We start from the raw sequence: 26933 nt of genomic DNA, 5'->3' as shown, positions 1-26933 counted from the left end.
CTTACTTTATATATTCGTTGATTTTTATCCGTCTGTTGTTATTGTTTGCTTCTTCTATTGCCTGAAGAATAGTTCCGATCTGACCTTTACCAATCGTTCTTGTTCCAAAAAACACGTGTTCAATTGTTTTGGTATTGTTAATATCCTCTAAAGGGTTTTTAGTAAGCAATACCAAATCTGATGCATAGCCTATCTTAATCTTGCCTGTATTGGTTTTCATCCAGATGCTAGGAGCCACGGTTGCCGAATACAGTGCCTGGGCACTGGTCATCCCGGATTTGGTTAGTGACGACAGTTCCTGATGAAGTGAAAATCCTGGTACCGAGGTCGCTACGTTGGCATCTGTTCCTGCCATAACCATAACCTGATGGTCGACGAGGACTTTGGTCAGCATCCGGACCGCTTTCACGTAAGTTTCCCAAAAAACGATGGATAACTTTCTGGCTTCTGGCTTATCCGCTCCGTCGTATTCATAACCGTTTTTGCCAGGCAGCCAGCCCAGCTTGTAAAGTGGCGTTCCCTCAATGATTTTGGGGTTTACGTATCTTAATTCGATATCTTTTAGTTTATTGCTCAGATGAAATCTCTGTTCCAGGAAACTTTCGGACAGCCAAACGGTCGAGGTCACACCAATGCCGGCACGTTTTAGGTTTTCAGCGATCTGAGCGGAATTTTCGCGCAGGAAATTCAGATATTCAACGGGGTTTTTTGAAACTGATTTCCCAAAATCCTCCATATTCTTTTGGGTCAGTTCCTCTATATGGGCGACCTCTTTTTGTCCCGATTGATAAAAGGTTTGCAGGTTGACAGCAGGGATATGTCCGATTACCATTATGTTATTTGCTTTTGCAACCTCAACTGTAGTGCTAAACATTTCCGCAGAAACAAAACCATACATTTTGACAGCGTCGTATCCAAGTGCCTTTATTTTTTCTATTTCTTTTTTGGCCTGCTCTTTACTCGAGTAATTTACCGACTGTCTTGTCCAGCTATAAAAATAGCCCTTAAAGCCGCTTTCGCTATAAATAGGTGGGGATGCAATGAACATTTTTGGACCAAGACCTGTGTTTTTAATTGATTTTCTCCATTCCAGTGTAATAGGCCTTCCGGCCATTTCTCTGATAGAAGTTACACCGTTAACCAGATATAAAAATAAATCATTCTTGCTTTCTTTTAAGTGAACGTGGGAGTCGGTAAGGCCGGGAATTAAGAATTTGTCTTTTCCGTCCACAACCGTTGTGCCGTTTGTTGTGAGCTTGCTTTTGCTCAAGCTAATTATCTTGCCATCTTTGATAACGACATCCTGATTTTTGATGAAATGGGTGCAGTCTTCAGAAAGTACATTTGTGTTTGATATTCGCGTTACCTGAGTTTCGTTGATAATCCCGGCAATCCCGATAGCTTTGGTACTGCTGCCCAGAACCTTGTTTATTTCATGGTCGGCCCATACCAGAAAGCAGACGGTAGTGCCTGTTAGAATAATAACAGCATATAGGGTTCCCTTGATCCATCGGTTTTTCATAACTTCTTTAGTTAACTTATGGGCCAAAAGTAAGGTTCTTTCTATCTCAAAATCGAGCTATGTGAGCGATTAGGTACGAAATGCATGAATTTAGGTACGAATTTACAAGGACAGTACATGTTCCCTGTAATTTTTGGAAACAGGCAGGTCAATCTGAGTGAGAGAAATGGTATCATTGTTTTTCCAGGCCCTGAAATGCACAGGATTTATCAAATGGGAGCGGTGCACCTGAACCAGGAAATCAAAATCTTTCTGGACTTTTTTAAGCGAACTGCGAATTAATTTTGTTTTCAGCTGGTCGTTGTCTGTAAAAAAGATTTCGACATAGTTTTGTGAGTTGGTAACACAGACTAGGTCACTTCTTTTTATTTTTAGGATGTCCAGTTTGTTTTCTCCCCTAAAAGTTATATACTCTTCTTTTGGGGGAATGAACTTAACTGCATAAATCCTTGCCAGAAATATCAATGGTGTCGAAATCAACGCTAGCTTGATAATTATTTCCTGTGAGAATCTCAGAAAGCCATATCCACCATTTAAGATCGTACTATAATATAAATAGGTCGTGAATAAAAAAAGAAGATGGAAAATTGTTAGCGTCAACAGCTCCAGACCAATGCTCCACTTGCCTAAGCGCTGATGTAAATTTCTTTGCAGGGTAGAGACAAGTGAATAGCATATAAATTCGAGGAATGCAAACCCAATACTGATATAAACCCAGATCTTAAAGCTTATCGTTCCGTCGTCAAAAGGCCTGATAAAAAAAGCAAAGATAAAAGTCCAGATGCTTATGAAAATTCCAATCAGTAGTTGGTGTTTAATAGAAGTGTTTAACTGCATTTGTTTAAATGAATATCCTAAATATCATTATTACTTTCAGATTTCCCTAAAAGTAATTTCTATTCGGAGATGTATGTTGGTCTAAATAATCACCTGTTAGCTGGTTAACGCCGGCTCGGTTAATTGGTTCATATACATTCGCTGAACATCATTGTGGTTGGTAAAAATAACCCTGATCACTGCTACCCAAGGTTTTTTTATAGACCCTAAATTACATTCATCTCGGCCGTTCAGACTGGGCATTACAAGCTATTTTGGCCCTGTGTTTAAAATCAAAATGCTGGAGAGAACATGGATTTCCCAATAAATTACTATTTTCGTTTGGACAATAACAGCCTGCCAGGCAATGGCGACGCCTCAAATCATGGTTAAATACCTCACGTATAGTTTTTCTATCGCCGTTATTTCCTGGATAATCGGCCTGACCACTACCGCTTTACTTTCAAAAACCAGTTTTTATAATCAAAAACTAGCGGGACTAAACTTCGTTGCCAGCGAGCGGGTAAATGGAATTCTTGACCTTAAACTATTTAAATGGATAATTCTTCACAGTTTTTTTAAGTATTTCAATCCTAAGCTGTCCATAAAAAAGAGAATATTGTTGAGTGAGCTGGGTGCATATAGATCGGAAATGACCAAGGCTGAGGTGGGCCATCTCATCGCCTTTTTGTTCATGGCGATTTTCATAGTCATAAAAATAGTTAATGGCCGTTATATTTTCGCTCTCGCGATGCTTATGGTAAACATTATAATGAACCTATATCCAAGTTTGTTGCAACAGCAAAACAAAAGAAGAATCGACAGGTATTTTCTAATTATGAGCAAGCGGTCTATTGGGAAATATCAGCTTTGATCGCTGTTTTCTACGCCCGATAATAAGCCTGACGGCTTTCACCAAATAGTGCACAAAATTCAACCATACGCTTATCTGGTAGTTTTTGCTGCATCCTTAAGACCGTTTGGTACAACGCTTTTTATAATATTGATCTTAAGTTCGCTTCCCGCAGCCTCAATCATAGTCTCCAATCCAACATTTCTCAACTGAGCATCAGCCAAAGGTTTTGTTAGCTCATCGATTTTTTTCTTAAGAAGTTTTGTCTACTTTATTTCGTCCATTGCTGAAAGTACATCAGATGCTTTCTAATGTGCTAAGATAGCTCAATTATGCTTCTCAAGCCAATTTCCTTTAGTACCTGGGGCAAACCGTATTTACGGCCAGCAGCCCGCTTACTAAGCATACCAGAATTAACTTCGCATACGATTTTCTCTTTAACATCCTCAGCTAATCGCCACCAAGGTTGCCTGGTTGCAATTTTTGTCTTGTCTTTACTTTTTATTGCCATTTGCTATTTTTAATGACAAGCTTTAGGACGAGCAGACATTGAAAACCCAATGGTTTTTGTTACCAATTTCCTCTTTTTCAATTGTCTTTTATAACTCAAGACCAGACAAACATTGTTGTATGTATAAATTTACGATCAAAACTTCCTTGTTGCAATAACCTTAAACGATTCAATACAAGATGGTTAAGCCAATTAGTTTGACTCCGTTATGCCGATTTATAGTTTATTTGCTAGTCAGATGACGAATAAGCTTTCGTTAGGCAATACATTTTCGGAGACCTTGGGTTTTCCGTATAGGTTATCTGATAGTGAATAAATAAGGAGGGGATAGATTATAGACGGTATCGCAAAGCAATATTCCTGCCAATTGCACTAAGTAAACCCGTAGGATGATCTCCTATGGTGTCTTCCAAAGCTGTCCATTCATTTGAAGAATTGCGTACCAAAGTGAATTCATTCCCTCGCAAATTGATTTCAATCGATTCGGTGTATTTATCAATGTCTTTGGTTATCACCTTATAGGTATAATCGTTTTGCTCAAAAGTGATTCTTAATGGTAAGCTCATGGAATACAAATATAAACAAATTCGGGAACCATGCATGAAAAATGGGGTTCATACAGGTGATTTTTGCAACATACCTCAAAATGATGAATGAGCAAAGTAATGTAATAAACATTAAGTCTACATTTTAAATAGTCAGGAATTTTTTCCGCTTCCCTATTGGATAAGTCCAGCTTTTAGTGCTATAACTGGCACATATAAGTAGTAAATGCTCAAGAGACGATGAGATTTTCTTTGCAACATTCATAGTAAAGGTATTAATAGGTCACAATAGGCAATCCCTTCGCATTTAAGCTGACGTTGTATTGTGCTCCCAATCGACTCGCTTTCGGCGAAGACCTAACCGCCTTCATCATAGATCGAAATCTTTCCAAATTACATTTCAAAGTCTTTCTTCCTAGCCTATAGTTACCGCATTAAGAACGGAATGCACTGTGGCACCTGGTTTCTTCCACTACTACGTTTCAAACGCCTTTTAATGGGTTCACGGTCCGTCGGATCACCATAACGCTTTTTGCGTTGCCTGAATGAACACAGCATTCTGAACGTTTTATTTTTGGTAAGTAATAAAGGAATTTCAAAAACACCAGAATTTGCTAAGCGGGAAAGTAAACGAAATGACGTTATGAAATTTCATTTGCCGACCAGTTTCGCCCGAAAGAGGAACGCTACTCGCCTTAAAATATTCAAACATGCCCCCACCACCTTTTAAAAGAATAATAAACAAGTTCACCGAATTTTTTGATAAAACAAGAATTCCGTAATAGAGCTGATAATGAGATATGGATTGATGTTTCTAAATCATACGAATATTATGGTTTTCCAGTTACCCTCTTGCGATGAATTTGCCCCCAGTCGTACATCATAGCGATCAATGCATTTAGAGACTCACTGTATTCGGTAAGTTGATATTCAACTGTGATTGGCCTGGTGTCGAGAACAGTTCTTTTGACAAGCCCATTTATTTCCAATTCTTTCAATTCTTTGGATAAAATACGAGGCGATATGTCTGCTTCTCTTACAAGTTCGCGGAATTTAAATGTTCCACCCCGCAAAATCGAGATCAACACTAGTTTCCATTTACCACCCAAAATATCTAACGTATCCTTGAGTGTTAGCCAGGCTTTCCTGCATTCTTCTTCGGAGGCAGTCTTTAAACAACGATCTGTATTGGTCATTATATCATTTTAGATGGTATCCATTTTGTAACCCATAGCAAAGGTATACGAACAGGTTAATATTTTTGTCGCATCAATTACATTATTAATTAATTAATTCAAGAATAATTATGGATACCAAAACGAACATAGAGCTGGCAGAGCGTTTATTTCATTCACACCTATCTAAATTTACCAGTCCAGAGATGACCAACGACGCATATGCTGAATTATTTACCGAAGACGCAGTTCAGGAATTTCCCTATGCACCAGCTCCTTATGCAAAAGAAGTGATTGGTCGCGATGCCATTGCAGATTATATCTCAAATGTAGTTAACTGCGCAAAAAACTGGAACTTTAGAGATTTTCAATTTTATGGTACAACTGATCCAAACACAATCTTTGTGGAATTTGCAGGAAGTGCTGATGTGATCGCTACTGGAAAACCATACCATCAGCTCTACATTGGCCGAGTTACCATTAAAAATGGAAAAATATCGGCATACCGTGAGTTTTGGAACCCAGTATGGATAATGGATGCCTTTATGTAACCATCTGTATTGGCTTAAGTGGACAAATTATTTGTTTGATCCCTTCCCGTCAATTTCATATTATGTAGGCAAGCAATATTCTGCAAAAGTTTATTTCTAGTGAGAAAGGGTCCATCTACTTTGGTTTATCCAGTCGGGCCCTTTCTTCCTTCGCTTTCCATGCTTATTATGCTGACAACCCAGGCGACGGGGACGCAAGCCTCAATAATTGTGATAATGCCATTTATGAGGCGATGAAGGATATTGCATGGTTTTCAAGCTATGGTTTCCCGGTCCATGAATCTAACCATCAGGTAGTGATGATGACGGTGACCGAAATCTTTGGATATAGTGCTCCACGGTGAAGACGGACGCGATCTGTGCAGGCTGGTTGAATCACATCCCGAATTTAAGTCCGACCCGTGCTTTTGGTCTCAATAAGCAATAAGCAACATCTAGTGACGGACTGGCTCGCCGACGGTTGTAAAAAAACCTTTTACTATTGATGAGCTTGCGCGAACAGTGAGCTATTGTATAAGGCCTAATTGAGTCTCGCGAGAAGAGTTTGCCTGGTCACTTCTCAGCTAGAAGTCCGAATTAATTTCGATAGCATGTAAAAATAAAAGGTTGAGCCTTTTTCTGGTTCGCTCTCGACCTCGATCTTGCTTCCGTGGTGTTTGAGAATCTCAGCTACAAAATATAGTCCAATGCCAAAGCCGCCCTGGTTTTTGTACCTGCTGTTTTGGACCCTGTAGAACGGATCAAACAATTTTTTTTGATCTGCACTGCTGATTCCCATCCCCTGATCGCTAACAAAAATCTTTACCTGGTCTGTTATAATTTTACAGCCTATGGTAATTGTGCCACCATTGGGAGAATATTTAATTGCATTGCTCAGCAGATTCGAGATAACCTGTTCAATTTTGTCCCTGTCGGCATACAGCGGGATTCCGTCAGCACATTGAATATGAATAGCATGTTTTGAATTCAATAAGTGCGCTTCCCGAACAATTTCCAAAATCACGGGCAGTAAATCAAAGTTTTCCCTGCGGAGCTGGATCTTCCCGCTCTCAATTTTCGAGAGATTCAGAAAGTCGTCAGCCATCGTGACCATTTTTTTTGCCTGCGCTTCAATTTTAGACAGCATTCCTAGGCTGGAATCATCTGGGCCCTTTATGGACTTTCTTTTTAAAAGCTGGACATAAGCATTAATAGAGGTCAGAGGGGTCTTTAGCTCATGGCTCACCATCGATACAAAGTCACTTTTTCTTTTCTCTTCTTCCCTTTTTTCGGTAACATCCCGGGTAAAGCAGCGTGTATGTATGAATTTCCCATCCTTTCTCAGTACATTTGAATTGATAAGTACATGCTTGATCGATCCGTCCTTGCATTTAAGCCTGGCAGAATAATCATAAAGGGTTTCGTTATTAATCAGGCGATTGAGGATATCTGTTATTATTTCCGCGTCCGCATGAAAATCACTTATCGGAAAGCCTATATATTCTTCTTTGTTATAGCCAAGAGCATCGAGCTCGGCCTGGTTGGCCCAGATGATCACGCCGTTCCCATCAACCCAGTGAAGTGGAATGGAAGCGTTTTCGAAAAAATCCGTGAGTTCATCGACCCTGTTTCTGAGTTCCTCGTTTTCCCTCTGATAAACCAAAAGCTTTTCCTGAAGTTCAATTGTATTTTCCATGCCGATAGCACTGTAATATTAAGCTTTTAAAGCTTTGTGAAGATAACTATTTAAATTTACTTATTCCTTTGATACTACAGCGGTCGACAATCTTGCTACTAGTAGACCATACGTTTTTGTAAATTCAACTTAATGAGAATTTTAAACCGTCAGCACTCTGTTTTCCTAGCCCCGTTATTGGAAGAAACGTAATATTCTGGAAAAGACAAGGCAGCGGATCACAGATGTCAAGCAATTGATCCAGCTCTTCGCATATGGCAGAGCATGTTCAAATATCGAAAAATATGCAAGCGTGTTTCTTGAGATAGTCTGAAAGAATAGAACCAATCGGGTCAGTTAAGATCATACCACTTTGGCAGTTCGATATACTCTTCGCTCCATTAAATATTTCCTTTCCCATTTAATATTCCGGTAGAAAGATATTCGATCTCGGGCATTTTCTCCGCAACGTGTTTCTTAAAGTCAAATGCGTCAATGCTTAGATAATGGTGGAGACGCTCCCTGTCAGCTCCGTCTTTTGATAGCATAATTAAAACTTGTTCTCCCCTTTGTGAGGTAATAACAAGGCTTCCGAAGATTTTCATTTTGAAATAATTAACGTGTTTCCTTTTTTTCTAAGCCTTCTAACTTAGGTTGTCTACCAGGAGAGCGTCAGGTGCTGAAGACATTACCCAACGGTCGCACGGACTGCTTGCTGCGCAGATCTGTGCGATGTGGAACCCTTCTGAAAGGCCAGAGCGCTGGGTGGATACCCTGATCGCGACGGCTGAACATGGTGATGTGTTCAATGAACTGGAAACCGGACCGCTGGTCAATTCAACTGGAGGACCAGTCGATTTCAAGATGAATGTCTTCAATCAAAGCCTTTCCCAGCAGCTCATCGGCCGTGCTGAGATGAAGGGCAGCTTCATTGCGCTCCTGATCTTCCGGCACATCGTCTTTACCCATGGAGGAGAACCCCGTGCAAAACCATTTCTTGCCAAGCTCAAAAAAAAGGAAAGTGCCTGGCTAAAAATAACAGGAGTTTCCAAAAAGGAAGTCGATTCCGCCTATGAGCTACTGGAGTTCTGCGATGCGCTATCCCTTTTGATCTGCCAGGACCGCGTTCCCCCGCAGGGAAGAAAGGTAGAGATCAGCACCGGGCCAACCGGAAAAGTGTACGGGCTCTATTGCAGCGAAGGATGTCTAACAATATCCCCCTGGCCGTTCGAGAACGATACTTTTAAGGTTACCTATGAGTTGCGGCAACTGCGCTGGCTAACCTATAAGAACGATGCAGACCTCCGGAATGCGATGAAAAAAGTGGAACCACTTCAGATAATGCTTAAATTCAAGAAACAATAGTTCGCTTTATGCTAAACTTTTCTGTTTGGGTAACTGTTTAAGGTAAAACTAACTGAATGAGAAACTATTTTATATGTGCAATTTTCTGTTTATTCGGCCTTAATGCACTTGGTCAAAACAAATATTCCTACTCCGTTTTCAAGCCTGTACCACGGGACAGCTTGCGGGAAATGGAAACCGACCGGCCAGATGTAAGTGAAAGTCCCAAGACCGTAGATGCAGGTCATTTTCAGATTGAGACTGATCTGTTCCGTTTTCAACGGCAAAAAAAGGAACAGGGGAGAACAGATGAGTATCTTTTTAATCAGATGAATATCAAGCTGGGACTGACCAGATCAACAGCCGTCCAGTTGAATTTTGGAAGCTATGCGGTTAACAAAGATTTTGACAATGAGGGCCAGGTGCAAAGAAGCAGTGGATTTGGCGATATTACCCTTCGGGTGAAACAAAACCTGCTGGGAAACGATAGGGGAAAGTTTGCTATCGCCGTGCTGCCTTACCTCAAGTTTCCGACTTCCAGGGCAGAGGTACAAAAGGAATATGAGGGCGGAATCATCATTCCTATGAGCATTAAAGTCGGCGATGAATGGAAGCTGGGCATGCAGGTAGAGGCGGATCGGCTGAAGGATGAAGAAGGTAGGGGGCACCACAACGAGCTCCTGCAGACATTAACCCTTTCCCATTCCCTTAACAAGAAAGTGGAGGCTATCGTCGAAACCTATTACACTTATGAAATCAAGGCAGCGCAGTTCGAAAATTTTTTGAATGCTTCCCTGCAGGTTGAACTGGCCAGGGATATACTTTTAGATGGCGGACTGAACTATGGCCTCCAGCATGAGGCGCGGAAAAGTTACTTCGTCGGGCTGTCCATCCGGCTTTAACCTTACAAAACCAGGAATGATCATGGAAAATAAAAATAAAAACAAAAATCAATTTGCGGGGGATTCTACACCTGAAATCGATGAGGCTGCAAGACGGCTCAACGAACAAATTCTTTGGGAAAACACAGTGAACGGATCCTATAAGGAAGAAGAGGATGCAAACCAGGATGGACCCTCTGGTGGTCAATAGGTAAGATGTTCTGTTAAACTGTCGGGCCTGCGGTTTTTTCATTTGACTGCAGGCCTTGCTCTGAAAATAATGGAGTGATTATTTACGCTTTATCATTTTGCAATTTTATCTCCAGAGATATTGACTCTCCCAAGTGCTTCCCTTGGAGGACCTGTGATCACGCATCCATCTGTAGCAAACCGCCCGCCATGGCATGGGCAGTCCCAGCTCTTCTCGCTTGGGTTCCAGTTGACGATACAGCCGGCATGGGTGCATACGGGATCAAGTGCGGTAACCTTTCCATTGCTATCCTTATAAAGCGCCAGCTTCTTGCCGTCAAATGAGGCAATTTTTCCCTCGCCATTCGCTAAACCGTTGAGCGTATCCAGTACCGCCCCGCCAAATCTGTCGGCTATGAAATGATAAGCGACATCCGCATTTTCTTTCACAAATTCGCTGAAGCCTGAGACAGGCTTTATTCTTGAGGGCGAAAGGACTTTCGCTAGTGCATGTTCCTTTTTTAAAATCAGGCTAGTGATAATTTCTCCCGACAAGCTTCCGAAGATCATGCCATTTCCATTGAAACCAGTTGCGACGTAGGTGCAATCATCCATTCCAGGCATTTGGCCAATATAGGGAAGACCGTCTACCGGAACGTAGTATTGAGAGGACCAGCGGAATTTTATTTCAGTGATCTCAAAAATTTCCCTCGCATATTTTTCCAGATCTGTAAAGGCTTGCTCCGGATCATCGTGGCCCGTCTTGTGGTCAGCGCCGCCTACCAGTAAATAGTTTTTCCCGTCTAGCTCATGGCTCCTGAAATAGTGGTAAGGTTCCTGCATGTCATAGGAGAGGCATTTTGGATAATTTCCGTCTTTAAGTTCAGCTGCAATCACATAACTTCGGTATGGTGCATTGCGAAGGGACAGGATGTTTACTCCTGGTGGAATGTGCGTAGCCCAAACCAGGTGCTTTGCCTTGATTTCTCCATTATCGTAAATGGCATGGTGGATTCCGTCTCTGAATTCAGTAGCAGTTACCATGATCCCTTCGGAGATCTTTCCGCCAAGTTTTGTAAATCCATCAGCAAGACCGGCAATGTATTTTAGTGGATGAAACTGCGCCTGTTCCTTAAACCGAAGGGAATGCTGGAAATCAATGGGAAGACCGTTTTCATTAGATTCAGAAACAGCGGTTCCCGCCGCCTGAGCAGAAGTGAGTATTTCACGGAGTTGCCGGGTTTCCTCCTCATTCTGTGAAAAAAGGTACCCGTCCTTAAATTCAAAATCCGCATCTATTTGAAGTTCATCTATGTTGGCCTTGATCTTTTCTATCATCCTCTTGGTAGCATCAGCCAGCTTCCTGGAAACATCCTTTCCAAAGTCACTGTCGATTTCCGGATAGGTGGCATCCAGAAAGGTATTCAGGTGGGCGCTTGTTCCCCCTGTAGTTCCAAAGCCCAGATTGTGGGACTCGGCCAGCATGCATTTTTTTCCTTCGCGTTGAAGGTCTAGCGCCGTAGTCAGCCCGGTAATGCCGCCGCCTATAATCAGCACGTCGTAGATCTCATTGGCATCGTTTATTCCATTTGCCAAAGCTTTTTTGCTTGCCTGCCATAGGCTTATATTTTTCCCGTCGCGGGGATTTATCGTATTATTTTCCATTTGTTCCAATAAAAAAAGTCTATCAGAAGTCTTAAGCGATTCCTTGACTTGCTGATAAGTGTTGATTTAAAAGTTCAAGCGCTTTGTCATTTCCCTGCATCGCTGCAAGGTCGGCCGCGCTCTGTCCACGCATATCGGTGATGCTGGGATCTGCCCCGCTTCGAAGCAGCAACTCAAATACTTCATTGCGTCCAAACATCGCAGCAAACATCAGGGCCGTTCCTCCGTTTCCATGCTGAAGGTCCAGGTTGGCGTGGCGGGAAATCAATAGTTCTACGATCGGAAGATAGCCCTTGAAGCTTGCGCCCATCAATGCTGTGTTTCCGCCGCTATCCCCTTCATCGATATTTGCTCCGCTGTCAAGTAAAAGCCTGGCCGTTTCTAACCTGTTGTTATAACAGGCGATGATGAGCGGGGTGTAACCTTTTTCGTCCCGAAAGTTTATGTCGGCTCCTCTTTTGATGAGCTCCCTGATTACTTCGTTTTCGCCCTGCCTGGCAGCAGGGATAATGAGCTGGTCAATATTTTCCATAAGTTTTTGTACTGTGGGCCTGGAGTATAGTCCTGGATGACATGATGTTTTTTTATAAATGCCGGAATTGAAAAAGGCTCCCTTAAGGAGCCCATTGATCTTATTCTGAAACGGCCTGTGCATTAACTGCTCCGACCGCAATTTCGGTCAGGGCCACATCAGTTGCCTTTTCGTTTTCAAGCGTCTGGCTAAGCAGGTCGGCGATGTCATCGCGGCCCATGTTCTGCGCAAGTACCCTCAAAGTACCATAGGTTGCGATCTCATAATGCTCGACCTTTTGCGCGGCAAGGATAAGTCCAGCATCACGGATCATCGTGCCTTTATCGGTATCAGAAATAATTCCGTCTGCCTCTTCGAGCAGTCCCGCCATTGCATCGCATTTTTTGGCGGTGGCTTTCTCTTCTAAAAGTTCGAATACCTGCTCAAGGGTGGTAATGTGCTGCTCGGTCTCTGCTGTGTGTTTGTCAAATGCCGCGGCGAGTTCGGGGCTGGTAGAAGCTTTTTTCATCTTAGGAAGTGCCTTTGCCAGATGTTTCTCGGCCCAGTAAATATCCTTAAGCTCATCTACAAAGAATTCATGGAATTCTGTATCCTCAATCTTGCCCGCTTTTGAAGCTGTTTTTTTTGCCGCTGGTTTCGCGGCTGTTTTTGTAGTTGCCATATTGTTTAATTTTCTAAAGGTTTTACCCCCAATAACCCTTTAACCTGCGGTTTGGTTTTTGAATTTTAAATTTCTTGGGTATTTTAAAAGATTGGCGATTGAGGAGGTATACCATTTTACTTGCCCGTTTCCAGATCCGGTGCATCAACGGGCTTGGATTCCGGGGATCCTTTCTGCCTTAGGAATATGGTGAGGACGACAATCGAGGCTACCGAGAGAAACTCGCTCTGCCAGTTCTGAAAGGTTTCAAACCAGAAGTTTGCCTCACCTAAATATTGAAAGATGTTTTCTACAGGTTTCCCCTTTAGTGCAAGCTCTACGTTGTTGTCCTGCCAGCTTCCGTAAAAATGCAGTCCCCAGCTCACCAGGAACAGGATGCCAAATGCAATTGAAAGTGAATGGCTATAAAGTTTTAATACCAACCCACCTTTTCTCACCGGCCATGGGGCTTGGGCGGAAGGTCTTGGCTCGCGGTCCACCTCTTCAGGCTCATCTAGTTTTTTGGACTCTGCAGAGCCGATCTGGCGTAGCTAAATGGTTAGTAGCACATATAGGACCATCTGAAGGAATTCGCTTTCGAAATTCTCAAAGGTAGCTGATATGAAATGCCCGCTGCACAGGTAAGTGCCCAGGCCAATGGCTTTGGCGCCCAGATCCTGTAGCTCGGAATTGTGTTCTTTCCAACCAGTGATTGCCTGCGCGAATAGAGTTATAAGAAAGATGCTTATGAAAAACCCAGATAGCCCGTTTCGGTATAGCCATGTTTTTTTTGGATATTTTTTGTTTGTTGCCATTATGGTTGTTCGTCAAGGTTTAGGTGTTGTTTCAACAGAACGGCTGTCCGTTCTATGGTTTGGGAAACAATTTTCTGCCGGTCACCAGAAAAATTCATCCGTTCAGAAAACAGGTGCATGCCACCTTTGAGGGCGTAGACGAACATGGTTCCCACTGGCTTTTCTTTGGTTTCGCTGCCCCCAGGGCAGGTCAGCCCGGTTATGCCGATATGGATATCAGCCGGGATATGATGGATAAGTCCCTCGGTAATTTCCCTTGTTACTTCCATAGATTCATGCGTATATTTTTCTATAAGTTCGTGGTCCACCTTTAAAAGACTTTCTTTAATACAAGCATCGTAGCAGGCTATACCCCCTTTAAGAAAATCTCCGGCATCATCAATAAGGGAAAATTCTGCGCTCAGGCGACCAGCCGTAGCGCTTTCGGCAAAGGCCAGGGTCATCCCGCTTTCAATAAGTAGATGGCCTACCTCTTTTAATGTATCGCTAACCATAACTGCAGTTTTTATTATAAATAGATTGCTCTATAAACATCAATTTCCGTGTTCTGGTTTTGCCAGGCTTTTGATATTGGTCTTGCCTTCAGCTGGAATCTTTTCAGCTCAAAACTCCGATTCAAAATTTCCAGAATCTTAAAACCATTCCCGCCCATACAGGGTTACGTATTAACCAAATAAAAAACAAGTTATTGACCTATTACTTAATATCATGGAAACTAGTTCAAAAACCCAGAAGCTCAAAACTGGCTTATCCAAACCGACTGAATTGCCTGAGGACACAGATTATCGGGGCATCGCTGGAAGCGACAGCCTAAACGCAACATCACCTGAAGATCATAGTGATTCCACCGACGATGGAGCTACATCCGATGAAACAGGTGAAAATAATCCCCTTGTCCGCGGCATCTAAAATTATTCAACCTTAACAGAACAAATATGAAAAAACAAGACAGCGGTAGCTCACCAAAACTTAGCACCAAACCTTCTGAGGAAAAATCAACGCCATTAAAAGAACTTTTTACAGATGGCATACGCGATCTGTACTGGGCCGAGAACCACCTGGTCAAGTCTTTGCCTAAAATGACCTCAGCGGCAAGCTCACCGGATATGGAATTAGGAGAGGAAAAGATTATTAACGCCAGCGCTAGAAAGCACAAAGCTTTTTATTATCAGCAACAGGATATTGAAAGACTGATCAGTTTGATCGATACGGATGGCTCAAGCAGAGTACTCTACCAACTTCCGACTGGCGGAGGGAAAACGTTCGTTTTTTGAGACTTACAAAAAGGCTTACAACCAAATTCAAAAATCCTTACTTTTTCATTCTATTAAAAGTATAGTAATCAATTTATTGATAATTTCGATTTGCTTCAATGTTGTCAAAATTTTGTTAAAAACATTACCTTGATCATGGATCTTGTGAATTGATACAATTTTTGAATATATTTGATATGTGAGAATTTACTCCAAAAATATTAACCACATAGCTACTTCCCATTCAGAGAAGGGATTATTTGGCGGACATTGTATTTTTCCTCCGTATCCTTACATTTTTCACGACGAGATTTATTATATATCTTCCTTTAAAGATTTTGATAATCTAACCCCAAGCCTTTTATAATCCTTCGGCCTGGGGTCAGCACCTGTTTTACTGAGACATTTCTTTCAGGATATGATCCAATGTTCCATTTTATCATAATCTATATCGTTAGTTAAATTTAATTAGCCTGAATAGATTTGTATGCCCAGGCTGATATTCAACCTTTATAGGTTGAAATCAATCCCTTTTGAACAAAATTTTTTCACAATAGCTAAATGCTTTAACAATATGGATATGAACTTAAATGAAAACAATGCGGTAGTTATAACCCAGGAGGACTTTGATTTGCTAAAGCCCTATTTCACCAGACAAAAAACGAATTCCCCGGAGATGTCGTTATCGGCGGAACTAAGTAGGGCAGTTATCCTGAAAGGTGATGCTTTTCCACCACATGCCATCAGACTTAACTCGAAAGTCTGGATTCAGGAGGAAAATACCGATAGCCTGGTGGAGCTTACGATAGTATTGCCTCAGCATGCGGACATTAAGCAGAAGAAAATTTCTGTATTAACTCCGATTGCGGCAGCCCTTATTGGATTTCGGAAAGGGGAAACCGTCAGATGGAGGGTTCCTGCAGGAATTAAAATATTTAAGATCATCGATGTCCGGCCACCCATGTAAATTAAAATATGAAACTTATCAAGCAAAAAATCATAATTGTTTTTGAGGATTATGCCTCGGAAAAAGCCATCCGAGGCCCTGATTATTGAAAAATTATTGAACTTAAAAATTAAAACTTTATGTCACAGATTATAGATTCAAATAGCCAGATAGTGCTGACAACGGGAATGTTCGATCTCCTGAAAGCCCAGATAACACGAAAAAAGCTCTCTCCGGAAAACGAAGAGAGAATAAAATCAGAATTAAAGTCCGCCAGGCAAGTCTTACGTAAAGACCTACCCGCCGGTGTTGTAGATGTATACAAGTCAGTAACCATAATTGATATGGAGAACAGTAAGGAGTATACTTATCACTTTGTACCACCAAACGTTACAAAAACCAAGCATGGGACATTGTCCATATTATCAGATCCCGGGCTTGCATTACTGGGCCATTGCAAGGGTTCTATCATATACTGGCAGACAACAGATGGAGAGAAAAGCTTCCAGATAGAAAATGTATCTGATATTATAGGTTAATCACATTCTGAAGATTTAAATCAATGTTACATGAGAAACGAAGTAAGTGTGCCTCATTGGCGTATAATATGGATTCTGCTGTTTTTGAATGTTGTCTTACTGATTTTTGCACTCTTTGATCAGGGAATATGGTACGTTATAGCCAGTCTTTTTTCTTCAATAGGTATACTTATCTATCACTCAAATAAATTGAGTGGAAAAAGAAAGGGCGTTGAAAGTTCTGTTATTGAAGCTGATAAAATCAAATGGAGGTAAATCTTATTAAGCGTCAGAATTACCGTTATTGGTAGATAATAGTCAGGTCGGATTTGCGGAAACTGTGTAACTTCCGTGATCCGACTTTTTTAATTTAATTCTTATTACTTTTTCCTAAATTTCTTGAAAACAGGTCGAGATTATTAGCCTTTAATGTATGCTCAAAACATGTAAGATATGGACGTTTTCGCGTGTAAGTTCACAGTTGTTGACGGGAAACTTGGAGAAGTTCCTTGCACGTAGGGCTTAACAAATAGGTGAGACTTAAAATGGAATAACGGAAGAGTTTTACTGAAGATTATTACTTTTGGCAAAATTGTAAATCATGAGAAAAAGGTTACGCAAACATTATCGAAGCGCCAGATATATCTTCTACAAAGAAACGCTAGTAGACAAAAAGGAGCATTTCTGGACCTTTCTCGGCTCATTTTCTGGTATTGCAATTATAGGTCTACTTCATTCCAGAATTCTATCCTCAACGGATAACCTGTTTCTGATAGGATCTTTTGGGGCATCTTCTGTCCTTATTTACGGCATCATCAACAGTCCACTGGCCCAGCCGAGGAATTTAATAGGTGGACATCTTGTCTGCGCCCTTGTAGGTGTCTCTATTCACAAGCTCATTCCCGGCGAGCTCTGGCTTGCTTCTGCCTTATCGGTTTCGTTGTCCATAGTGTTGATGCAGATAACCAAGACCCTGCATCCTCCGGGGGCGCTACAGCACTCATCGCCAACATTGGCTCTGAAAAAATAACCTCCTTAGGCTACTGGTATGTGCTTAGCCCTGTTTTCTCCGGCGTTGTAATTTTGCTGATTGTGGCCATCTTTTTTAATAACCGCACAACTCACAGAAGCTATCCCATTAATAAAAAATGGTTTCAAATATGGCGAAGATATAAACGGTGATGTGGTGGCCATTTTTAACAAGAGGTGTCCAGAGTGATTCAATGAGACCTGTTGTGCTTATCGAAATAAAATACTTATCCAATGTAGATGACCATATTGTAATATTACCAGTAAAAGACCACCTCATACGGTTTCAATGCGGAGTTGTTTTCGGAATTGAACCGTTGACCAGAATATATCAGGCCTCTTCTTCAAGCAAATACCCAACTTTGTGAAGTAATTCCGGATTGATACACTTAATTTCACCCAATTGCAAATGATGTTGAGCAGAATTGAACTTTTCGATAAAAGCTCCCCCTGAGCCATTTAATTTTAGATATCCTTCTTCGAAATAGAGTTCTTCGACTTCTGCCAAAGAATCCCGAAATCGTAAGTCTAGCAGTTTGGGCTCTTCTTGAGTTTTTCGCATAAGGATCCATCTCGTCAGGTGTACTGTCTGTTCGCCGCCAGGGATTCTGAAGATGATCTCAAGAATCTGGATTTCCGGTCCCAAAAGAAACCTGCATACTTTAAATCTTTTGAACATATTGCTAAACTATACTTTTATTAATTAAATTTTTGCAAATCGTTATCCGGCTCATTCAGGCTGGTTTAAATGATATGGTCAATTATTTAACGATTAACCAAGGATTGAAATACTTTAAGTTTTCGCAGAACCTGGTTACCGCCCAGGTTAAGCCAATAGCGACTCAAATATCAAAAAATAGAATCATCTCTGATTTAAATTTACACACTGAAAGCTATGTTTATCCAGTCCGAGTAGTGGAGCTTTGTGGCAACCAGGTTAAACCGGTTGAGCGTCGTTTTTTTCCTCTGACAAATATCCGGCATCGTTTTGTGTATCTCAAGCTCAGGTTCAGATAAACTACACTATAAATGATCTTTTACGTCATGTTCCAGTTTTCGTTAGGAAATTTTTTCCTTGACATTATAAGATCCCTAAGGGCGGAGCTTTCTGCAGGCATTATCAAAAATCATATGATTAACCTTTTTCTCCCAGTCTAACGCCTTTTTTTTACACTTGCCCAGGGTCTGTTCCTCATTCAGAAACCAATCATAAAAGAGTATAATATAGGGAGCCCGTTCATGGAAATTACCTTAAGAACGACCAGATTAATATGACCTGAATCCATAATGATATCGACCTTTGCAGGAACGCTATCGCTAACCCTGATAATTTCTACCTTTCTATCCTCGCTGCCATGGTAAAAAAGTATTCCCTTAGCCTGGTCCAGCCCGAGCGACATTCCATTGAATACTTCTGTCTGCTCAGGGATAGATCCTAGTTTTTTGGCTGCCGAGGTTAGTTGGTTGAGCATGTCCTCCTCAATTTCCTTTTTCTTTCTTCTTGCGCTAACTTTCATGCCCACAATTGCCATTAGAATGAAGGCAAACGATAGCAGACATAATTTTAGCCCGATTATATGCATATTTTTAAGTTTATTTAGCTTTACCAATTTCTTGAAGTATTTTTGCTCCAAATGGATTGTCCAAAGATTTATCAGTTATTTAATTTGGTAATAATTTTGAAGGTTCTTGACGGATGTATTCCCGACCTTCTTCAGAAAACGTTCGGCAGATACGAGATCCACTCCCCCAAATCCACATTCGCCCATTAGCTTGGCAGCGGCTTTAAGGGTATGCGTATGGAAATTTTCTATTAAATATTTCACATCAGCGCTTGAACCTAAGGGTGAGTTCAACTTGCCTTTTAGCAGCCATTCAAAAGGCGTCTGGGTAATACAACTGTCTGCACCAAAGCTCAAGGCCCTCAAAAGTTCGAATTCCGAAACAAATTTCCCGGAGGCGATTATTTTCGTGTCAAGCTCAAAGTATCTTAATGTCTGCTTTGCATCGTTTATTGACTTCATAAAATTTTCCTCGATGTCTGTCAGAACATTTATTCCACTCTCTGTCGTACCGCAACATCTTTCCTCGATAGTTATGAAATCAATTTTTATATCTCTTAACCAAAGATTTTCAATAATAGCCTTTAGATGAATTTTATCAGGCGATTTAAGCGAAATTCCTATAGGTTTTTCAACGGCTACCGATTTCAGTTTTTCCAGAAAGTAAGCCATTCTTTCCAGGTTAAAAATGCTTTGGTGATTAAATAGATCTGCAACAGGAATGTCTATCTCAATCAACTTGATGTAGCTACGGGTCAAGGTTTTTAGAAATACTTTGTCCGAAAGGGCATTCTCTATATTGCCATGCCTGCTGTAATCCTTCTCCCTGACCCGCCAGATCAGGTCTCCACCACCCCTTAATAATCCGGATGTTAGACCCTGCTCCCGGGTATGAACCATACAGCCAAGTTTTTTTGCGGCTTCAGAAAGGATGAATGAATAGCGGTCGGTGTTTTCGGCAAAATCACCTATCCCAATATTAAGCAGATTAACATTATAGCTTCCTGTCCCCGAGGATCCACCGATAGATGAGCATAAGTCGCTCGTATCCACATTTACTTGTTCGATTCCGAGGCGAAGGCACTCATAGCCCTTCTGCAGTGGAGAACGCAGATTGTTGGCAATAGATTCGGTAGATTCTCCAACAGCTCTTTTAAATACGGTATTTTTCTGATCTTCGATCCACCGCGGGGCCTTGGGAGAGAAAAAAGAAACCAATTTGTTGATTGAAACGAACGCAGATTTTTTGATTTTCAAAATTGAAATTGTGAAAAATCTTAAAATATATGATCCTTTATAAAAAAATGCAAGGGTAAGGGAGAATACAAGGAAGGAAACCTCAGGTAAAAGAAACAAAAAAATTATAAACACAATAACCGATAAGAGCAAATAATAAAAATTACGCCCATTGCAGGCCATCGGCCTGAACTTTAGAAAACCCATAAATCAGCAGTAAGATAAAACCTTGGACACTTTTACAGCCCCTAAACTTAATTAGTTTGGGGCGGAGCCAAGAAAGTCTTTACTGGTTTTAAGAAAGCAGTATCGTAAAACTGCAGTCGGAAAAAAGAGGCATACCGGATGCTTCTATTCCGAAAGATATTTATCCTCGAAAATAACAGCCTGCACCCGGATGAACTTTTTTTCAGTTTCATAGAATCTACTAATATCCCATTTTTGAAGTATGCAAACGTCTTTTACTTATATTTTTACCTGGAGATGTTATTTGTTCATGTTGGCAAGGTAGTGTCAAGTGAGCAGCAAATGCTAATCAAATGGTAATGGTATTAAGAATGATTTTATCTTTATTTGATTGTGATCAAAACCTTCATCTAATGGTTTTTTCTAATAAATATTTTTTACTTAAAATAAAAAAGAATGGTCAAGAATTTTGGGGATAGGGTGATAGATTTCAATTGTCAATTACATTACACAGCAAAACTCCCCGAAGGCTTCCGTGTCCTGAATCCTTATTTTGATAATCCGGAAACACTGTTGGTCATGAGGGAATTTTATCATAAGTTTTACCACGATACCAATATACGAAAGTTTATTATTGGCATAAATCCGAGTCGTAAGGGAGCGGGTATAACCGGAATACCCTTTACAGATACAAAAAGGCTTGATAGTGTATGCGGCATCAAAATGCAATCAGCCCACACACACGAAATATCTTCAGTTTTTATTTATGAAATGATTGCTCAGTTTGGAGGAGCGAAGGAGTTTTATGGTCAATTTTACATTAATTCACCTTTCCCGTTAGCCATTGTTAAATTAACAAAGGAAAATAATTGGGTAAACGCCAATTATTATGACGATCCTGCCCTCTTCGAAACGGTTAAGGAATATATGATCGATACATTAAGGAAACATATCGATATGGGCCTGGACGTTTCGGAGGTCTTTGTACTGGGGAAGAGGAACTCAGGTTTCATAGATAAATTAAACAAGGAGGCTAAGCTATTCGAACGCATAAAAATACTGGAACACCCACGATTCATTCAGCAGTATAAATCAAAAGACAAGCAATTTTATATTGATAAGTATATCCTAAGTTTCAATCAGTTATTCTAAAGCTGGGTTCTATCATTCAAATAAGGGCAAATGTGTTGAAATGCACTTTTCAACAAGATCCTGGCGGTTCCTTGCAAAAGATAAATTGAATTCCTTAGTTTGTGGGAATATTAGGATACCGTATATATTTAACCCAATTAACGTATTTACATGTCATAGGATATGGACTGGCACAGAATTTTCTTAAGTGATCAAAAAACATCTTTTTTTTTAGAGATCTTACTTCGTACACCGATAATGTTTCTCGTTACACTCGCAGTGTTGAGGTTCACCGGCAAACGGGGCGGGCAGCAACTTTCAATATTCGAGGTGGTGATGATTATAACGCTGGGCTCGGCGGCCGGTGATGCAATGTTTTACCAAGAGGTAGGGCTACTACATGCCATTGCGGTGTTCGCAATTGTATTCATTATGTACAGGATTGTAATATTCATTATCACAAGAAACGATAAGGCTGAAATCATCCTGGAAGGTGGCCCGGTATATATAATACGAAATGGCCTGCTGTGTTTGAGGGAAATGAATGGAGATGAGATGGGTACTGACGAATTTTTTGCTGAGTTCAGGGTGTTAAATGTTAGCCATTTAGGGCAGGTTAATTGTGCAATTCTAGAGGCAAATGGAAAAATCAGCATCTTCTTTAGGCCTGATAGCGAAGTTGTTCCAGGATTGCCCATACTTCCTGATCAATTAGCTGGGTTCATCCAGATTATTGATAAAAAAGGGGTTTACTCATGTATTGCCTGCGGTTTCACAAAGGAGTTATTCCCTCAGCCAAAAACCCTATACGAAATCTGCCGTACAGATAAGTGGGTGTTGTCAAAAGCGGATCGCCGTATAGTGTAATTAGCGTTTGAAGCGGGCAAAGTATATTCATCGGATATCTGGTAGGTATTAACAATTAGGCACACTGTATTTGTGATTCGTATTGTTCTTGTTTTAGTAACCCCCTATTACCAGAAACACAACTTTCTGTAATATCCGCGCCTAGCATTATTTACTTCCAAATTTTGATTGTGATCAGGTAGGCAGACGGATATTTGCTTATATTCTCAACACACCTCTTTAAAGTGATTTCCTTACGGCGGAAGATCATTAAATCATCTATTATTTCCGCTCAAATTGTTTTTTGATGCTGTTTTGTTAAATCTGCTTATATAAAACGGAACTTTTTCCTCCAGGCCAATAATGGATTCGATAAATTTAACTCTTTAAAGGATCAAGCTTTACAAGACTTTGAAGGTAGGGCTCATCTGAAATGAAGATTCGTTTTTCGAATGTTTCAATCTTTCCTGAAGCAGAAAACTCGTTTATCACCTTAAAAAGGGTCTCATAGGTCGTGCCTGAATAGGATGCCATATCCTGCCGTGAAAGATCTATATCAATAAATCCTTTTCTATCCAGCCCAAATTGTTTTTTTAGCATCAGAAAGGTATTTGCGATCCTCGCCCTTACAGACATATGCGCCATGTTTCTCATCATCTTCTGGGATTCCTGGAGTTCATTGGCAAAAAACTGCATCAGATCAATGGTTAGCCCTGGATTTACCCTCAGGGAGGAATTAAAGAAATCAAGCCCAACAAAACATACAGTAGCTGTGGAAAGCGCTGTTGCCGAAACCGGATAAACCGGATTTTTGCCCAGGCCTAAATGACCGATGATATCACCTAATAGTGCAAATCTGGTGATAATTTCCTTTTCCCGGTCCCAACGTTTATGCACCTTTATCACTCCGGAATAAACAAAATAAATTCCTTCAACCGCCTCTCCTTCACGAAATACCGATTGTCCTTTTTTGAGCTGGTAAGTTTTTCTTTGTTGCGCAATAGCTGGGAGCCAGTCTTTTACACATCTGCTGCATAGATAGCAGTGATCAACGCCACATCCTTCTGGTATTTCCCTCATAAACTGATTTTGATTTTCTCAGGCAAAGGTAATAATTTATTCATAACTGATAAAATATGAATAATATTGTTTTAACAATACTATAAGCTTCTTATTTTTATTAAAATTGTATTAAAATATTGTTTTAATAATATTTAATTTTCTATTTCTGTAATTTATACAGTATCTTTGCTTTACAAGAAATCAAATGGAAAGAATATCAAAAAACCGAATACCTATTTCACCCTTTTTAGACACATTAAAAAAAAACAGGTTTAGTGGCTCAGGGCCGGGCCTGGCCAAAAAGCGACTTTTCTATATATCGACACTCTCCGTAGCGGTTGCACTGGTAATCAGCGCAGTAGCCAAAGTTCTGGTATCGCTAATCAACCTGGTTACCAATATCTCTTTCTTCGGGACAATGGACCTTGCCTTTCGCAGTCCCTCTGAAAACCAACTTGGCCTATGGGTAATTTTTGTTCCAGTATTAGGAGGAATCCTGGTAGGATTGATGGCGCTTTATGGCTCAAAGGCGATCCGCGGGCATGGAATCCCCGAAGCGATGGAACAGGTGCTCACGAACCAAAGCCGAATCAAGCCTGCTATCGCCATCCTTAAACCCGTATCCTCGGCTATCGCGATCGGAACGGGGGGTCCGTTCGGGGCTGAAGGCCCTATCATTGCCACGGGCGGTGCGTTAGGCTCTACGCTGGGACAGCTCATGCATATCACACCAAACGAGCGCAAGATTATCCTGGCCGCAGGAGCAACGGCCGGGATGTCCGCTATTTTCGGAACACCCATTGCAGCCATTTTCCTGGCAATCGAACTTCTCTTGTTTGAGTTTTCTCCAAAAGCCATTATACCTGTTGCGCTAGCCTGCATTACCGGCGCAGCCGGGCACCATTTGTTATTTGAATCAGGACCGGTATTTCCAATGCCCGAACTTTCTGCTCCCTCAAACCAGGCTTTAGGGATTTACAGTCTCGTAGGGATATGCATCGGTCTATTAGCGGTTGGACTTACCAAAGTTGTCTACCTTATTGAAGATACCTTTGAAAAGCTTCCCATTCACTGGATGTGGTGGCCGGCATTGGGGGGGGTAGCGGTAGGTCTGATCGGGTTTATCTCGCCGCATACGCTTGGAGTTGGGTATGATAACATTATAAACCTACTTTCAGGCAAACTCTCTCTTGCAGTTATGATCAGTCTGTGTATATTCAAGTTTCTCTCATGGGCTATCGCGCTGGGAAGCGGCACTTCGGGAGGTACCCTTGCGCCGCTGATGACCATTGGCGGGGCAACGGGTGCGATTATAGGATATCTTATTTTGAGCTTTTTTCCCGGAGCAGGTATTAGTGTTCCAATGACTGCACTCGTTGGTATGTCCGCAATGTTTGCCGGCGCCTCTCGGGCCTATCTTACCAGTATAGTTTTTTCCCTTGAAGCAACCCATCAGATCAATGGCCTTCTACCGCTCCTGGGCGCTTGTACCGGGGCATACCTGGTTTCATTTTTTTTGATGCAGAACACGATAATGACTGAAAAGATTGCCAGGCGGGGAGTGCTAACACCCGATGCTTACGGACCGGATCCGCTGGCTTCGCTGACTGTCAGGGATGTGCTCAAGAAACAATCTCTTCTTATTAGCCTGGAAGATACGTTGGGAGCGGTTCGATCAAAGATCCAATCATTAGCTGGACATGAGCTGAGTTATGCGGTAACTGATGATGGAAAGTTTAAGGGAACATTGATTACAGCTGATATATTCAGATCAGGTCTCGATACGCAGACGAGCGTTTCCAGCCTGGTAGATAATAATACTACCAGTTTAAGGCTCAACGATAGTTTACAAAAAGCAATTCGATTAATAACCACCAGTGGGCAGGATGGGGTACCTGTGTATGATCAGAACGATAATGATAGATTCTTTGGTTTATTGTCCAGTAGGGATATTTTGTCAAGCTATCATAACCTCCGGCACTCGAATGAAACCCGTGGCAGGAATCTTTCCTACACCATGCAGCGCAAGAAGGCCCTCTCAAAAGGCAGAAAACTGTTAAACAGAAAAACGAAATATTAGAAACAGAATTATGAAAAAAGCAAGTTATCTATTGACTGCAATAGGAATATTGGCCTGTGTAGTGGGATTTTTCACTTTTACCGACCTAAAAACAATCAACCCCGTGGACTCCCATCCCTGGACGATCAATATAAATGGCATCCGGTCCTTCCCATGGCTTGAATTTACCGGAGGACTATTGATTGCCCTTGGTGGAATTTTCAATGTAGCAACATGGCATCAGAAAAAATACAGGGTTCATTGAAAACCGGGAGTGCGATTTCGGCGGTTTGCGAGGGAGCTGTAAATGGTTGTGGCAATATAAATACATGGCCCTTAAAACAGCTTCGACTGCTTAAGGCTGCAGAAAGATGCTTTGCGGAAAAAGGGTATTACCATACCACAATACGGGAGGTGGCCGCCATCGCGGGTACAAACTCCTGTATGATAAATTATTACTTTGGCTCCAAGCAAAACCTGCTTCTGGGTATCATCGGGCTCAGGGCAAAGACATTTGAAGAACTGATAGCTAAAAGCAAGGCACGCACCCGCTCTCCATTAGAGACGCTGTTGGTATTATCCGAGCTTATGATAAAAAAGGTATTCAATGAACCAGCCTTTCATAAGCTTCTCATACAACTCTATACAATAGGCGAACACGGAGAAGGGCTTGCTTATCTTTACAGGATAAAACACAAGAATCAGCTTTATATCGCCGATATATTAAGACTCGGAATCGAATCCGGGACTTTTTCAGAACATGCCGATCCGGAATCGGTGGCAGGAGTAATAACATCTGTGGCCAATCATTATCTTCTCAATATGCGATATTTTAAGTGGAGTGCCGGGAAAAGATGCTCAGAAAGAACCTTTACCGCAGAAATGCTTCCCAAGGCTGTTGCAGAAGCTCATTTGTTGATTAAGGCGCTGACGTATATAAAAGGTAAATGATGATACTATGAGAGCAAAGGAAAAACCATTGAAAAAGGTGCTGTGTACACTTAACAAAAAAGGCTATACCCTGCACTTCGGTCAAGCTGAGCGTGCGGCTACTGCCTGGGGTGTCCACACACCTTATCCTTCGGAACTGGAGTATGAGGTAAAAGAAATCATAGACTGTTATAGTGATGATGAGGGAGAAGAAACCTTTATGACTGTTTTCGCTGTACAGACTATAAGGTTTGGGCTAAAGGGAATCATCATCAAGTCCCTCCGACATGAGAAGTATTGGACTCTGGCGGAGATCTGCAATAAGTTTCAAGCCCTCTGGTTGTCTATGAAAATGTATTTTAAAGGTGTTAGTTAATTCCTTTAGCTTTGCAAATGTCACTTAAAGTTAGCTATAAGTTTTGTATTTATCTTTTTAAGGAAAACAATCCAATCATCAACTCTTCATTAAACCCGCTGATCGT

General features: G+C 41.3%; 30 protein-coding genes and 2 pseudogenes. 16 read left to right on the top strand and 16 right to left on the bottom strand.

Annotation, left to right across the window (positions count from 1 at the left end):
- Window position 1 precedes the first annotated feature (1 nt).
- Together ACZZZI_RS22405 and ACZZZI_RS22400 are read right to left on the bottom strand one after the other, a co-directional pair.
- Window positions 2–1522: an amidohydrolase family protein gene (locus ACZZZI_RS22405; RefSeq protein WP_463491560.1), complete on the bottom strand. Its 1521-nt coding sequence runs from the start codon at window positions 1520–1522 to the stop codon at window positions 2–4.
- Window positions 1523–1624: 102 nt separating this feature from the next.
- The gene (locus ACZZZI_RS22400; RefSeq protein WP_463491558.1) at window positions 1625–2359 is read right to left on the bottom strand and encodes a LytTR family transcriptional regulator DNA-binding domain-containing protein; all 735 of its coding nucleotides are present in this window, start codon (window positions 2357–2359) and stop codon (window positions 1625–1627) included.
- A gap of 364 nt (window positions 2360–2723) precedes the next feature.
- Between ACZZZI_RS22400 and ACZZZI_RS22395 the strand changes: the two genes are divergently transcribed.
- Window positions 2724–3212 (top strand): glycosyl-4,4'-diaponeurosporenoate acyltransferase CrtO family protein, encoded by a 489-nt coding sequence (locus ACZZZI_RS22395; RefSeq protein WP_463491556.1) that lies wholly within the window; start codon window positions 2724–2726, stop codon window positions 3210–3212.
- Window positions 3213–3507: 295 nt separating this feature from the next.
- Here the strand turns inward: ACZZZI_RS22395 and ACZZZI_RS22390 are convergent, their stop codons facing one another.
- The 3 genes from ACZZZI_RS22390 to ACZZZI_RS22380 form a co-directional block, all read right to left on the bottom strand.
- Window positions 3508–3702, bottom strand: coding sequence for a hypothetical protein (locus ACZZZI_RS22390; protein ID WP_463491554.1), 195 nt, complete (start codon window positions 3700–3702; stop codon window positions 3508–3510).
- A gap of 332 nt (window positions 3703–4034) precedes the next feature.
- Window positions 4035–4268 carry a hypothetical protein gene (locus ACZZZI_RS22385; RefSeq protein WP_463491552.1) on the bottom strand — a complete coding sequence of 78 codons (234 nt, stop codon included), beginning with the start codon at window positions 4266–4268 and terminating at the stop codon, window positions 4035–4037.
- 809 nt (window positions 4269–5077) lie between these two features.
- The gene (locus tag ACZZZI_RS22380; protein WP_463491550.1) at window positions 5078–5443 is read right to left on the bottom strand and encodes a winged helix-turn-helix transcriptional regulator; all 366 of its coding nucleotides are present in this window, start codon (window positions 5441–5443) and stop codon (window positions 5078–5080) included.
- A 110-nt stretch (window positions 5444–5553) separates the two neighbouring features.
- Here ACZZZI_RS22380 and ACZZZI_RS22375 point away from each other — a divergent pair, with 110 nt between their 5' ends.
- Window positions 5554–5973 carry a nuclear transport factor 2 family protein gene (locus ACZZZI_RS22375; protein WP_463491548.1) on the top strand — a complete coding sequence of 140 codons (420 nt, stop codon included), beginning with the start codon at window positions 5554–5556 and terminating at the stop codon, window positions 5971–5973.
- 559 nt (window positions 5974–6532) lie between these two features.
- Here ACZZZI_RS22375 and ACZZZI_RS22370 read toward each other — a convergent pair.
- Both ACZZZI_RS22370 and ACZZZI_RS22365 read right to left on the bottom strand, forming a co-directional pair.
- A complete protein-coding gene (locus tag ACZZZI_RS22370) occupies window positions 6533–7648 on the bottom strand; it encodes a PAS domain-containing sensor histidine kinase (protein ID WP_463491546.1) in 1116 nt (371 codons plus the stop codon).
- A 380-nt stretch (window positions 7649–8028) separates the two neighbouring features.
- Complete coding sequence (locus ACZZZI_RS22365) at window positions 8029–8232, bottom strand: hypothetical protein (RefSeq protein ID WP_463491544.1); 204 nt, start codon at window positions 8230–8232, stop codon at window positions 8029–8031.
- 49 nt (window positions 8233–8281) lie between these two features.
- Here ACZZZI_RS22365 and ACZZZI_RS22360 point away from each other — a divergent pair, with 49 nt between their 5' ends.
- The 3 genes from ACZZZI_RS22360 to ACZZZI_RS22350 are packed head-to-tail and all read left to right on the top strand — an operon-like array spanning window position 8282 to window position 10063.
- Entirely contained in the window at window positions 8282–8992 is a 711-nt protein-coding gene (locus ACZZZI_RS22360; RefSeq protein WP_463491542.1) for a DUF3891 family protein, read from the top strand.
- Between the two features lie 56 nt (window positions 8993–9048).
- Window positions 9049–9873 carry a transporter gene (locus ACZZZI_RS22355; RefSeq protein ID WP_463491540.1) on the top strand — a complete coding sequence of 275 codons (825 nt, stop codon included), beginning with the start codon at window positions 9049–9051 and terminating at the stop codon, window positions 9871–9873.
- Between the two features lie 22 nt (window positions 9874–9895).
- A complete protein-coding gene (locus ACZZZI_RS22350; protein ID WP_463491538.1) occupies window positions 9896–10063 on the top strand; it encodes a hypothetical protein in 168 nt (55 codons plus the stop codon).
- A 92-nt stretch (window positions 10064–10155) separates the two neighbouring features.
- Here the strand turns inward: ACZZZI_RS22350 and ACZZZI_RS22345 are convergent, their stop codons facing one another.
- The 5 genes and pseudogenes from ACZZZI_RS22345 to ACZZZI_RS22325 all read right to left on the bottom strand — a co-directional run bounded on the left by ACZZZI_RS22345 (window position 10156) and on the right by ACZZZI_RS22325 (window position 14187).
- Complete coding sequence (locus tag ACZZZI_RS22345) at window positions 10156–11706, bottom strand: FAD-dependent oxidoreductase (RefSeq protein ID WP_463491536.1); 1551 nt, start codon at window positions 11704–11706, stop codon at window positions 10156–10158.
- 31 nt (window positions 11707–11737) lie between these two features.
- On the bottom strand, window positions 11738–12238 hold the full coding sequence (locus tag ACZZZI_RS22340) for an ankyrin repeat domain-containing protein (RefSeq protein WP_463491534.1): 501 nt from the start codon (window positions 12236–12238) through the stop codon (window positions 11738–11740).
- 100 nt (window positions 12239–12338) lie between these two features.
- On the bottom strand, window positions 12339–12899 hold the full coding sequence (locus ACZZZI_RS22335) for a YciE/YciF ferroxidase family protein (RefSeq protein ID WP_463491532.1): 561 nt from the start codon (window positions 12897–12899) through the stop codon (window positions 12339–12341).
- A gap of 116 nt (window positions 12900–13015) precedes the next feature.
- A pseudogene (locus ACZZZI_RS22330) lies at window positions 13016–13693 on the bottom strand (DUF6766 family protein).
- Window positions 13693–14187: a CinA family protein gene (locus ACZZZI_RS22325; RefSeq protein WP_463491530.1), complete on the bottom strand. Its 495-nt coding sequence runs from the start codon at window positions 14185–14187 to the stop codon at window positions 13693–13695. The pseudogene ACZZZI_RS22330 and the gene ACZZZI_RS22325 overlap by 1 nt, the downstream one beginning before the upstream one ends.
- A 214-nt stretch (window positions 14188–14401) precedes the next feature.
- On the opposite strand from ACZZZI_RS22325, the gene ACZZZI_RS22320 reads away from it, so the two are divergent.
- The 6 genes and pseudogenes from ACZZZI_RS22320 (at window position 14402) to ACZZZI_RS22295 (ending at window position 17592) form a co-directional block, all read left to right on the top strand.
- On the top strand, window positions 14402–14602 hold the full coding sequence (locus ACZZZI_RS22320; RefSeq protein WP_463491528.1) for a hypothetical protein: 201 nt from the start codon (window positions 14402–14404) through the stop codon (window positions 14600–14602).
- 26 nt (window positions 14603–14628) lie between these two features.
- Window positions 14629–14967 (top strand): DUF892 family protein, encoded by a 339-nt coding sequence (locus ACZZZI_RS22315; RefSeq protein ID WP_463491526.1) that lies wholly within the window; start codon window positions 14629–14631, stop codon window positions 14965–14967.
- Window positions 14968–15433: 466 nt separating this feature from the next.
- On the top strand, window positions 15434–15913 hold the full coding sequence (locus ACZZZI_RS22310) for a GreA/GreB family elongation factor (RefSeq protein WP_463491524.1): 480 nt from the start codon (window positions 15434–15436) through the stop codon (window positions 15911–15913).
- Between the two features lie 119 nt (window positions 15914–16032).
- Window positions 16033–16431 (top strand): GreA/GreB family elongation factor, encoded by a 399-nt coding sequence (locus tag ACZZZI_RS22305; protein WP_463491522.1) that lies wholly within the window; start codon window positions 16033–16035, stop codon window positions 16429–16431.
- 30 nt (window positions 16432–16461) lie between these two features.
- Window positions 16462–16686 carry a hypothetical protein gene (locus ACZZZI_RS22300; RefSeq protein ID WP_463491520.1) on the top strand — a complete coding sequence of 75 codons (225 nt, stop codon included), beginning with the start codon at window positions 16462–16464 and terminating at the stop codon, window positions 16684–16686.
- Between the two features lie 325 nt (window positions 16687–17011).
- Window positions 17012–17592 (top strand): annotated as a pseudogene (locus tag ACZZZI_RS22295) (HPP family protein).
- Window positions 17593–17770: 178 nt separating this feature from the next.
- Here ACZZZI_RS22295 and ACZZZI_RS22290 read toward each other — a convergent pair.
- The 3 genes from ACZZZI_RS22290 to ACZZZI_RS22280 form a co-directional block, all read right to left on the bottom strand.
- Entirely contained in the window at window positions 17771–18118 is a 348-nt protein-coding gene (locus ACZZZI_RS22290; protein ID WP_463491518.1) for a hypothetical protein, read from the bottom strand.
- 517 nt (window positions 18119–18635) lie between these two features.
- The gene (locus ACZZZI_RS22285) at window positions 18636–19022 is read right to left on the bottom strand and encodes a hypothetical protein (protein ID WP_463491516.1); all 387 of its coding nucleotides are present in this window, start codon (window positions 19020–19022) and stop codon (window positions 18636–18638) included.
- A 75-nt stretch (window positions 19023–19097) separates the two neighbouring features.
- The gene (locus ACZZZI_RS22280) at window positions 19098–20444 is read right to left on the bottom strand and encodes a glutamate synthase-related protein (protein WP_463491514.1); all 1347 of its coding nucleotides are present in this window, start codon (window positions 20442–20444) and stop codon (window positions 19098–19100) included.
- A gap of 435 nt (window positions 20445–20879) precedes the next feature.
- On the opposite strand from ACZZZI_RS22280, the gene ACZZZI_RS22275 reads away from it, so the two are divergent.
- Both ACZZZI_RS22275 and ACZZZI_RS22270 read left to right on the top strand, forming a co-directional pair.
- Window positions 20880–21575 carry an SMUG2 DNA glycosylase family protein gene (locus ACZZZI_RS22275; protein ID WP_463491512.1) on the top strand — a complete coding sequence of 232 codons (696 nt, stop codon included), beginning with the start codon at window positions 20880–20882 and terminating at the stop codon, window positions 21573–21575.
- A 162-nt stretch (window positions 21576–21737) separates the two neighbouring features.
- Window positions 21738–22421: a DUF421 domain-containing protein gene (locus ACZZZI_RS22270; RefSeq protein WP_463491510.1), complete on the top strand. Its 684-nt coding sequence runs from the start codon at window positions 21738–21740 to the stop codon at window positions 22419–22421.
- A 357-nt stretch (window positions 22422–22778) separates the two neighbouring features.
- Here ACZZZI_RS22270 and ACZZZI_RS22265 read toward each other — a convergent pair whose 3' ends face one another.
- Window positions 22779–23480 (bottom strand): Crp/Fnr family transcriptional regulator, encoded by a 702-nt coding sequence (locus tag ACZZZI_RS22265; RefSeq protein ID WP_463491508.1) that lies wholly within the window; start codon window positions 23478–23480, stop codon window positions 22779–22781.
- A 187-nt stretch (window positions 23481–23667) separates the two neighbouring features.
- Between ACZZZI_RS22265 and ACZZZI_RS22260 the strand changes: the two genes are divergently transcribed.
- The 3 genes from ACZZZI_RS22260 (at window position 23668) to ACZZZI_RS22250 (ending at window position 26827) form a co-directional block, all read left to right on the top strand.
- The gene (locus ACZZZI_RS22260; protein ID WP_463491506.1) at window positions 23668–25542 is read left to right on the top strand and encodes a chloride channel protein; all 1875 of its coding nucleotides are present in this window, start codon (window positions 23668–23670) and stop codon (window positions 25540–25542) included.
- A gap of 213 nt (window positions 25543–25755) precedes the next feature.
- Complete coding sequence (locus ACZZZI_RS22255; RefSeq protein WP_463491504.1) at window positions 25756–26472, top strand: TetR/AcrR family transcriptional regulator; 717 nt, start codon at window positions 25756–25758, stop codon at window positions 26470–26472.
- Window positions 26473–26479: 7 nt separating this feature from the next.
- Window positions 26480–26827, top strand: a complete 348-nt coding sequence (locus ACZZZI_RS22250) for a hypothetical protein (protein WP_463491502.1) — start codon at window positions 26480–26482, stop codon at window positions 26825–26827.
- Window positions 26828–26933 lie beyond the last annotated feature (106 nt).

This window comes from Pedobacter sp. AC190, assembly GCF_979258025.1.
Note: the sequence above shows the minus strand (reverse complement) of the source record. Positions and strands in the feature narration are given on the sequence as shown.

Bases quoted from the DNA above. Each gene is read 5' to 3' on its own strand.
- ACZZZI_RS22405 (WP_463491560.1), bottom strand. From the start codon at position 1,522: ATGAAAAACCGATGGATCAAGGGAACCCTATATGCTGTTATTATTCTA.
- ACZZZI_RS22400 (WP_463491558.1), bottom strand. From the start codon at position 2,359: ATGCAGTTAAACACTTCTATTAAACACCAACTACTGATTGGAATTTTC.
- ACZZZI_RS22395 (WP_463491556.1), top strand. From the start codon at position 2,724: ATGGTTAAATACCTCACGTATAGTTTTTCTATCGCCGTTATTTCCTGG.
- ACZZZI_RS22390 (WP_463491554.1), bottom strand. From the start codon at position 3,702: ATGGCAATAAAAAGTAAAGACAAGACAAAAATTGCAACCAGGCAACCT.
- ACZZZI_RS22385 (WP_463491552.1), bottom strand. From the start codon at position 4,268: ATGAGCTTACCATTAAGAATCACTTTTGAGCAAAACGATTATACCTAT.
- ACZZZI_RS22380 (WP_463491550.1), bottom strand. From the start codon at position 5,443: ATGACCAATACAGATCGTTGTTTAAAGACTGCCTCCGAAGAAGAATGC.
- ACZZZI_RS22375 (WP_463491548.1), top strand. From the start codon at position 5,554: ATGGATACCAAAACGAACATAGAGCTGGCAGAGCGTTTATTTCATTCA.
- ACZZZI_RS22370 (WP_463491546.1), bottom strand. From the start codon at position 7,648: ATGGAAAATACAATTGAACTTCAGGAAAAGCTTTTGGTTTATCAGAGG.
- ACZZZI_RS22365 (WP_463491544.1), bottom strand. From the start codon at position 8,232: ATGAAAATCTTCGGAAGCCTTGTTATTACCTCACAAAGGGGAGAACAA.
- ACZZZI_RS22355 (WP_463491540.1), top strand. From the start codon at position 9,049: ATGAGAAACTATTTTATATGTGCAATTTTCTGTTTATTCGGCCTTAAT.
- ACZZZI_RS22350 (WP_463491538.1), top strand. From the start codon at position 9,896: ATGGAAAATAAAAATAAAAACAAAAATCAATTTGCGGGGGATTCTACA.
- ACZZZI_RS22345 (WP_463491536.1), bottom strand. From the start codon at position 11,706: ATGGAAAATAATACGATAAATCCCCGCGACGGGAAAAATATAAGCCTA.
- ACZZZI_RS22340 (WP_463491534.1), bottom strand. From the start codon at position 12,238: ATGGAAAATATTGACCAGCTCATTATCCCTGCTGCCAGGCAGGGCGAA.
- ACZZZI_RS22335 (WP_463491532.1), bottom strand. From the start codon at position 12,899: ATGGCAACTACAAAAACAGCCGCGAAACCAGCGGCAAAAAAAACAGCT.
- ACZZZI_RS22325 (WP_463491530.1), bottom strand. From the start codon at position 14,187: ATGGTTAGCGATACATTAAAAGAGGTAGGCCATCTACTTATTGAAAGC.
- ACZZZI_RS22320 (WP_463491528.1), top strand. From the start codon at position 14,402: ATGGAAACTAGTTCAAAAACCCAGAAGCTCAAAACTGGCTTATCCAAA.
- ACZZZI_RS22315 (WP_463491526.1), top strand. From the start codon at position 14,629: ATGAAAAAACAAGACAGCGGTAGCTCACCAAAACTTAGCACCAAACCT.
- ACZZZI_RS22310 (WP_463491524.1), top strand. From the start codon at position 15,434: ATGCCCAGGCTGATATTCAACCTTTATAGGTTGAAATCAATCCCTTTT.
- ACZZZI_RS22305 (WP_463491522.1), top strand. From the start codon at position 16,033: ATGTCACAGATTATAGATTCAAATAGCCAGATAGTGCTGACAACGGGA.
- ACZZZI_RS22300 (WP_463491520.1), top strand. From the start codon at position 16,462: ATGAGAAACGAAGTAAGTGTGCCTCATTGGCGTATAATATGGATTCTG.
- ACZZZI_RS22290 (WP_463491518.1), bottom strand. From the start codon at position 18,118: ATGTTCAAAAGATTTAAAGTATGCAGGTTTCTTTTGGGACCGGAAATC.
- ACZZZI_RS22285 (WP_463491516.1), bottom strand. From the start codon at position 19,022: ATGCATATAATCGGGCTAAAATTATGTCTGCTATCGTTTGCCTTCATT.
- ACZZZI_RS22280 (WP_463491514.1), bottom strand. From the start codon at position 20,444: ATGGGTTTTCTAAAGTTCAGGCCGATGGCCTGCAATGGGCGTAATTTT.
- ACZZZI_RS22275 (WP_463491512.1), top strand. From the start codon at position 20,880: ATGGTCAAGAATTTTGGGGATAGGGTGATAGATTTCAATTGTCAATTA.
- ACZZZI_RS22270 (WP_463491510.1), top strand. From the start codon at position 21,738: ATGGACTGGCACAGAATTTTCTTAAGTGATCAAAAAACATCTTTTTTT.
- ACZZZI_RS22265 (WP_463491508.1), bottom strand. From the start codon at position 23,480: ATGAGGGAAATACCAGAAGGATGTGGCGTTGATCACTGCTATCTATGC.
- ACZZZI_RS22260 (WP_463491506.1), top strand. From the start codon at position 23,668: ATGGAAAGAATATCAAAAAACCGAATACCTATTTCACCCTTTTTAGAC.
- ACZZZI_RS22255 (WP_463491504.1), top strand. From the start codon at position 25,756: ATGGCATCAGAAAAAATACAGGGTTCATTGAAAACCGGGAGTGCGATT.
- ACZZZI_RS22250 (WP_463491502.1), top strand. From the start codon at position 26,480: ATGAGAGCAAAGGAAAAACCATTGAAAAAGGTGCTGTGTACACTTAAC.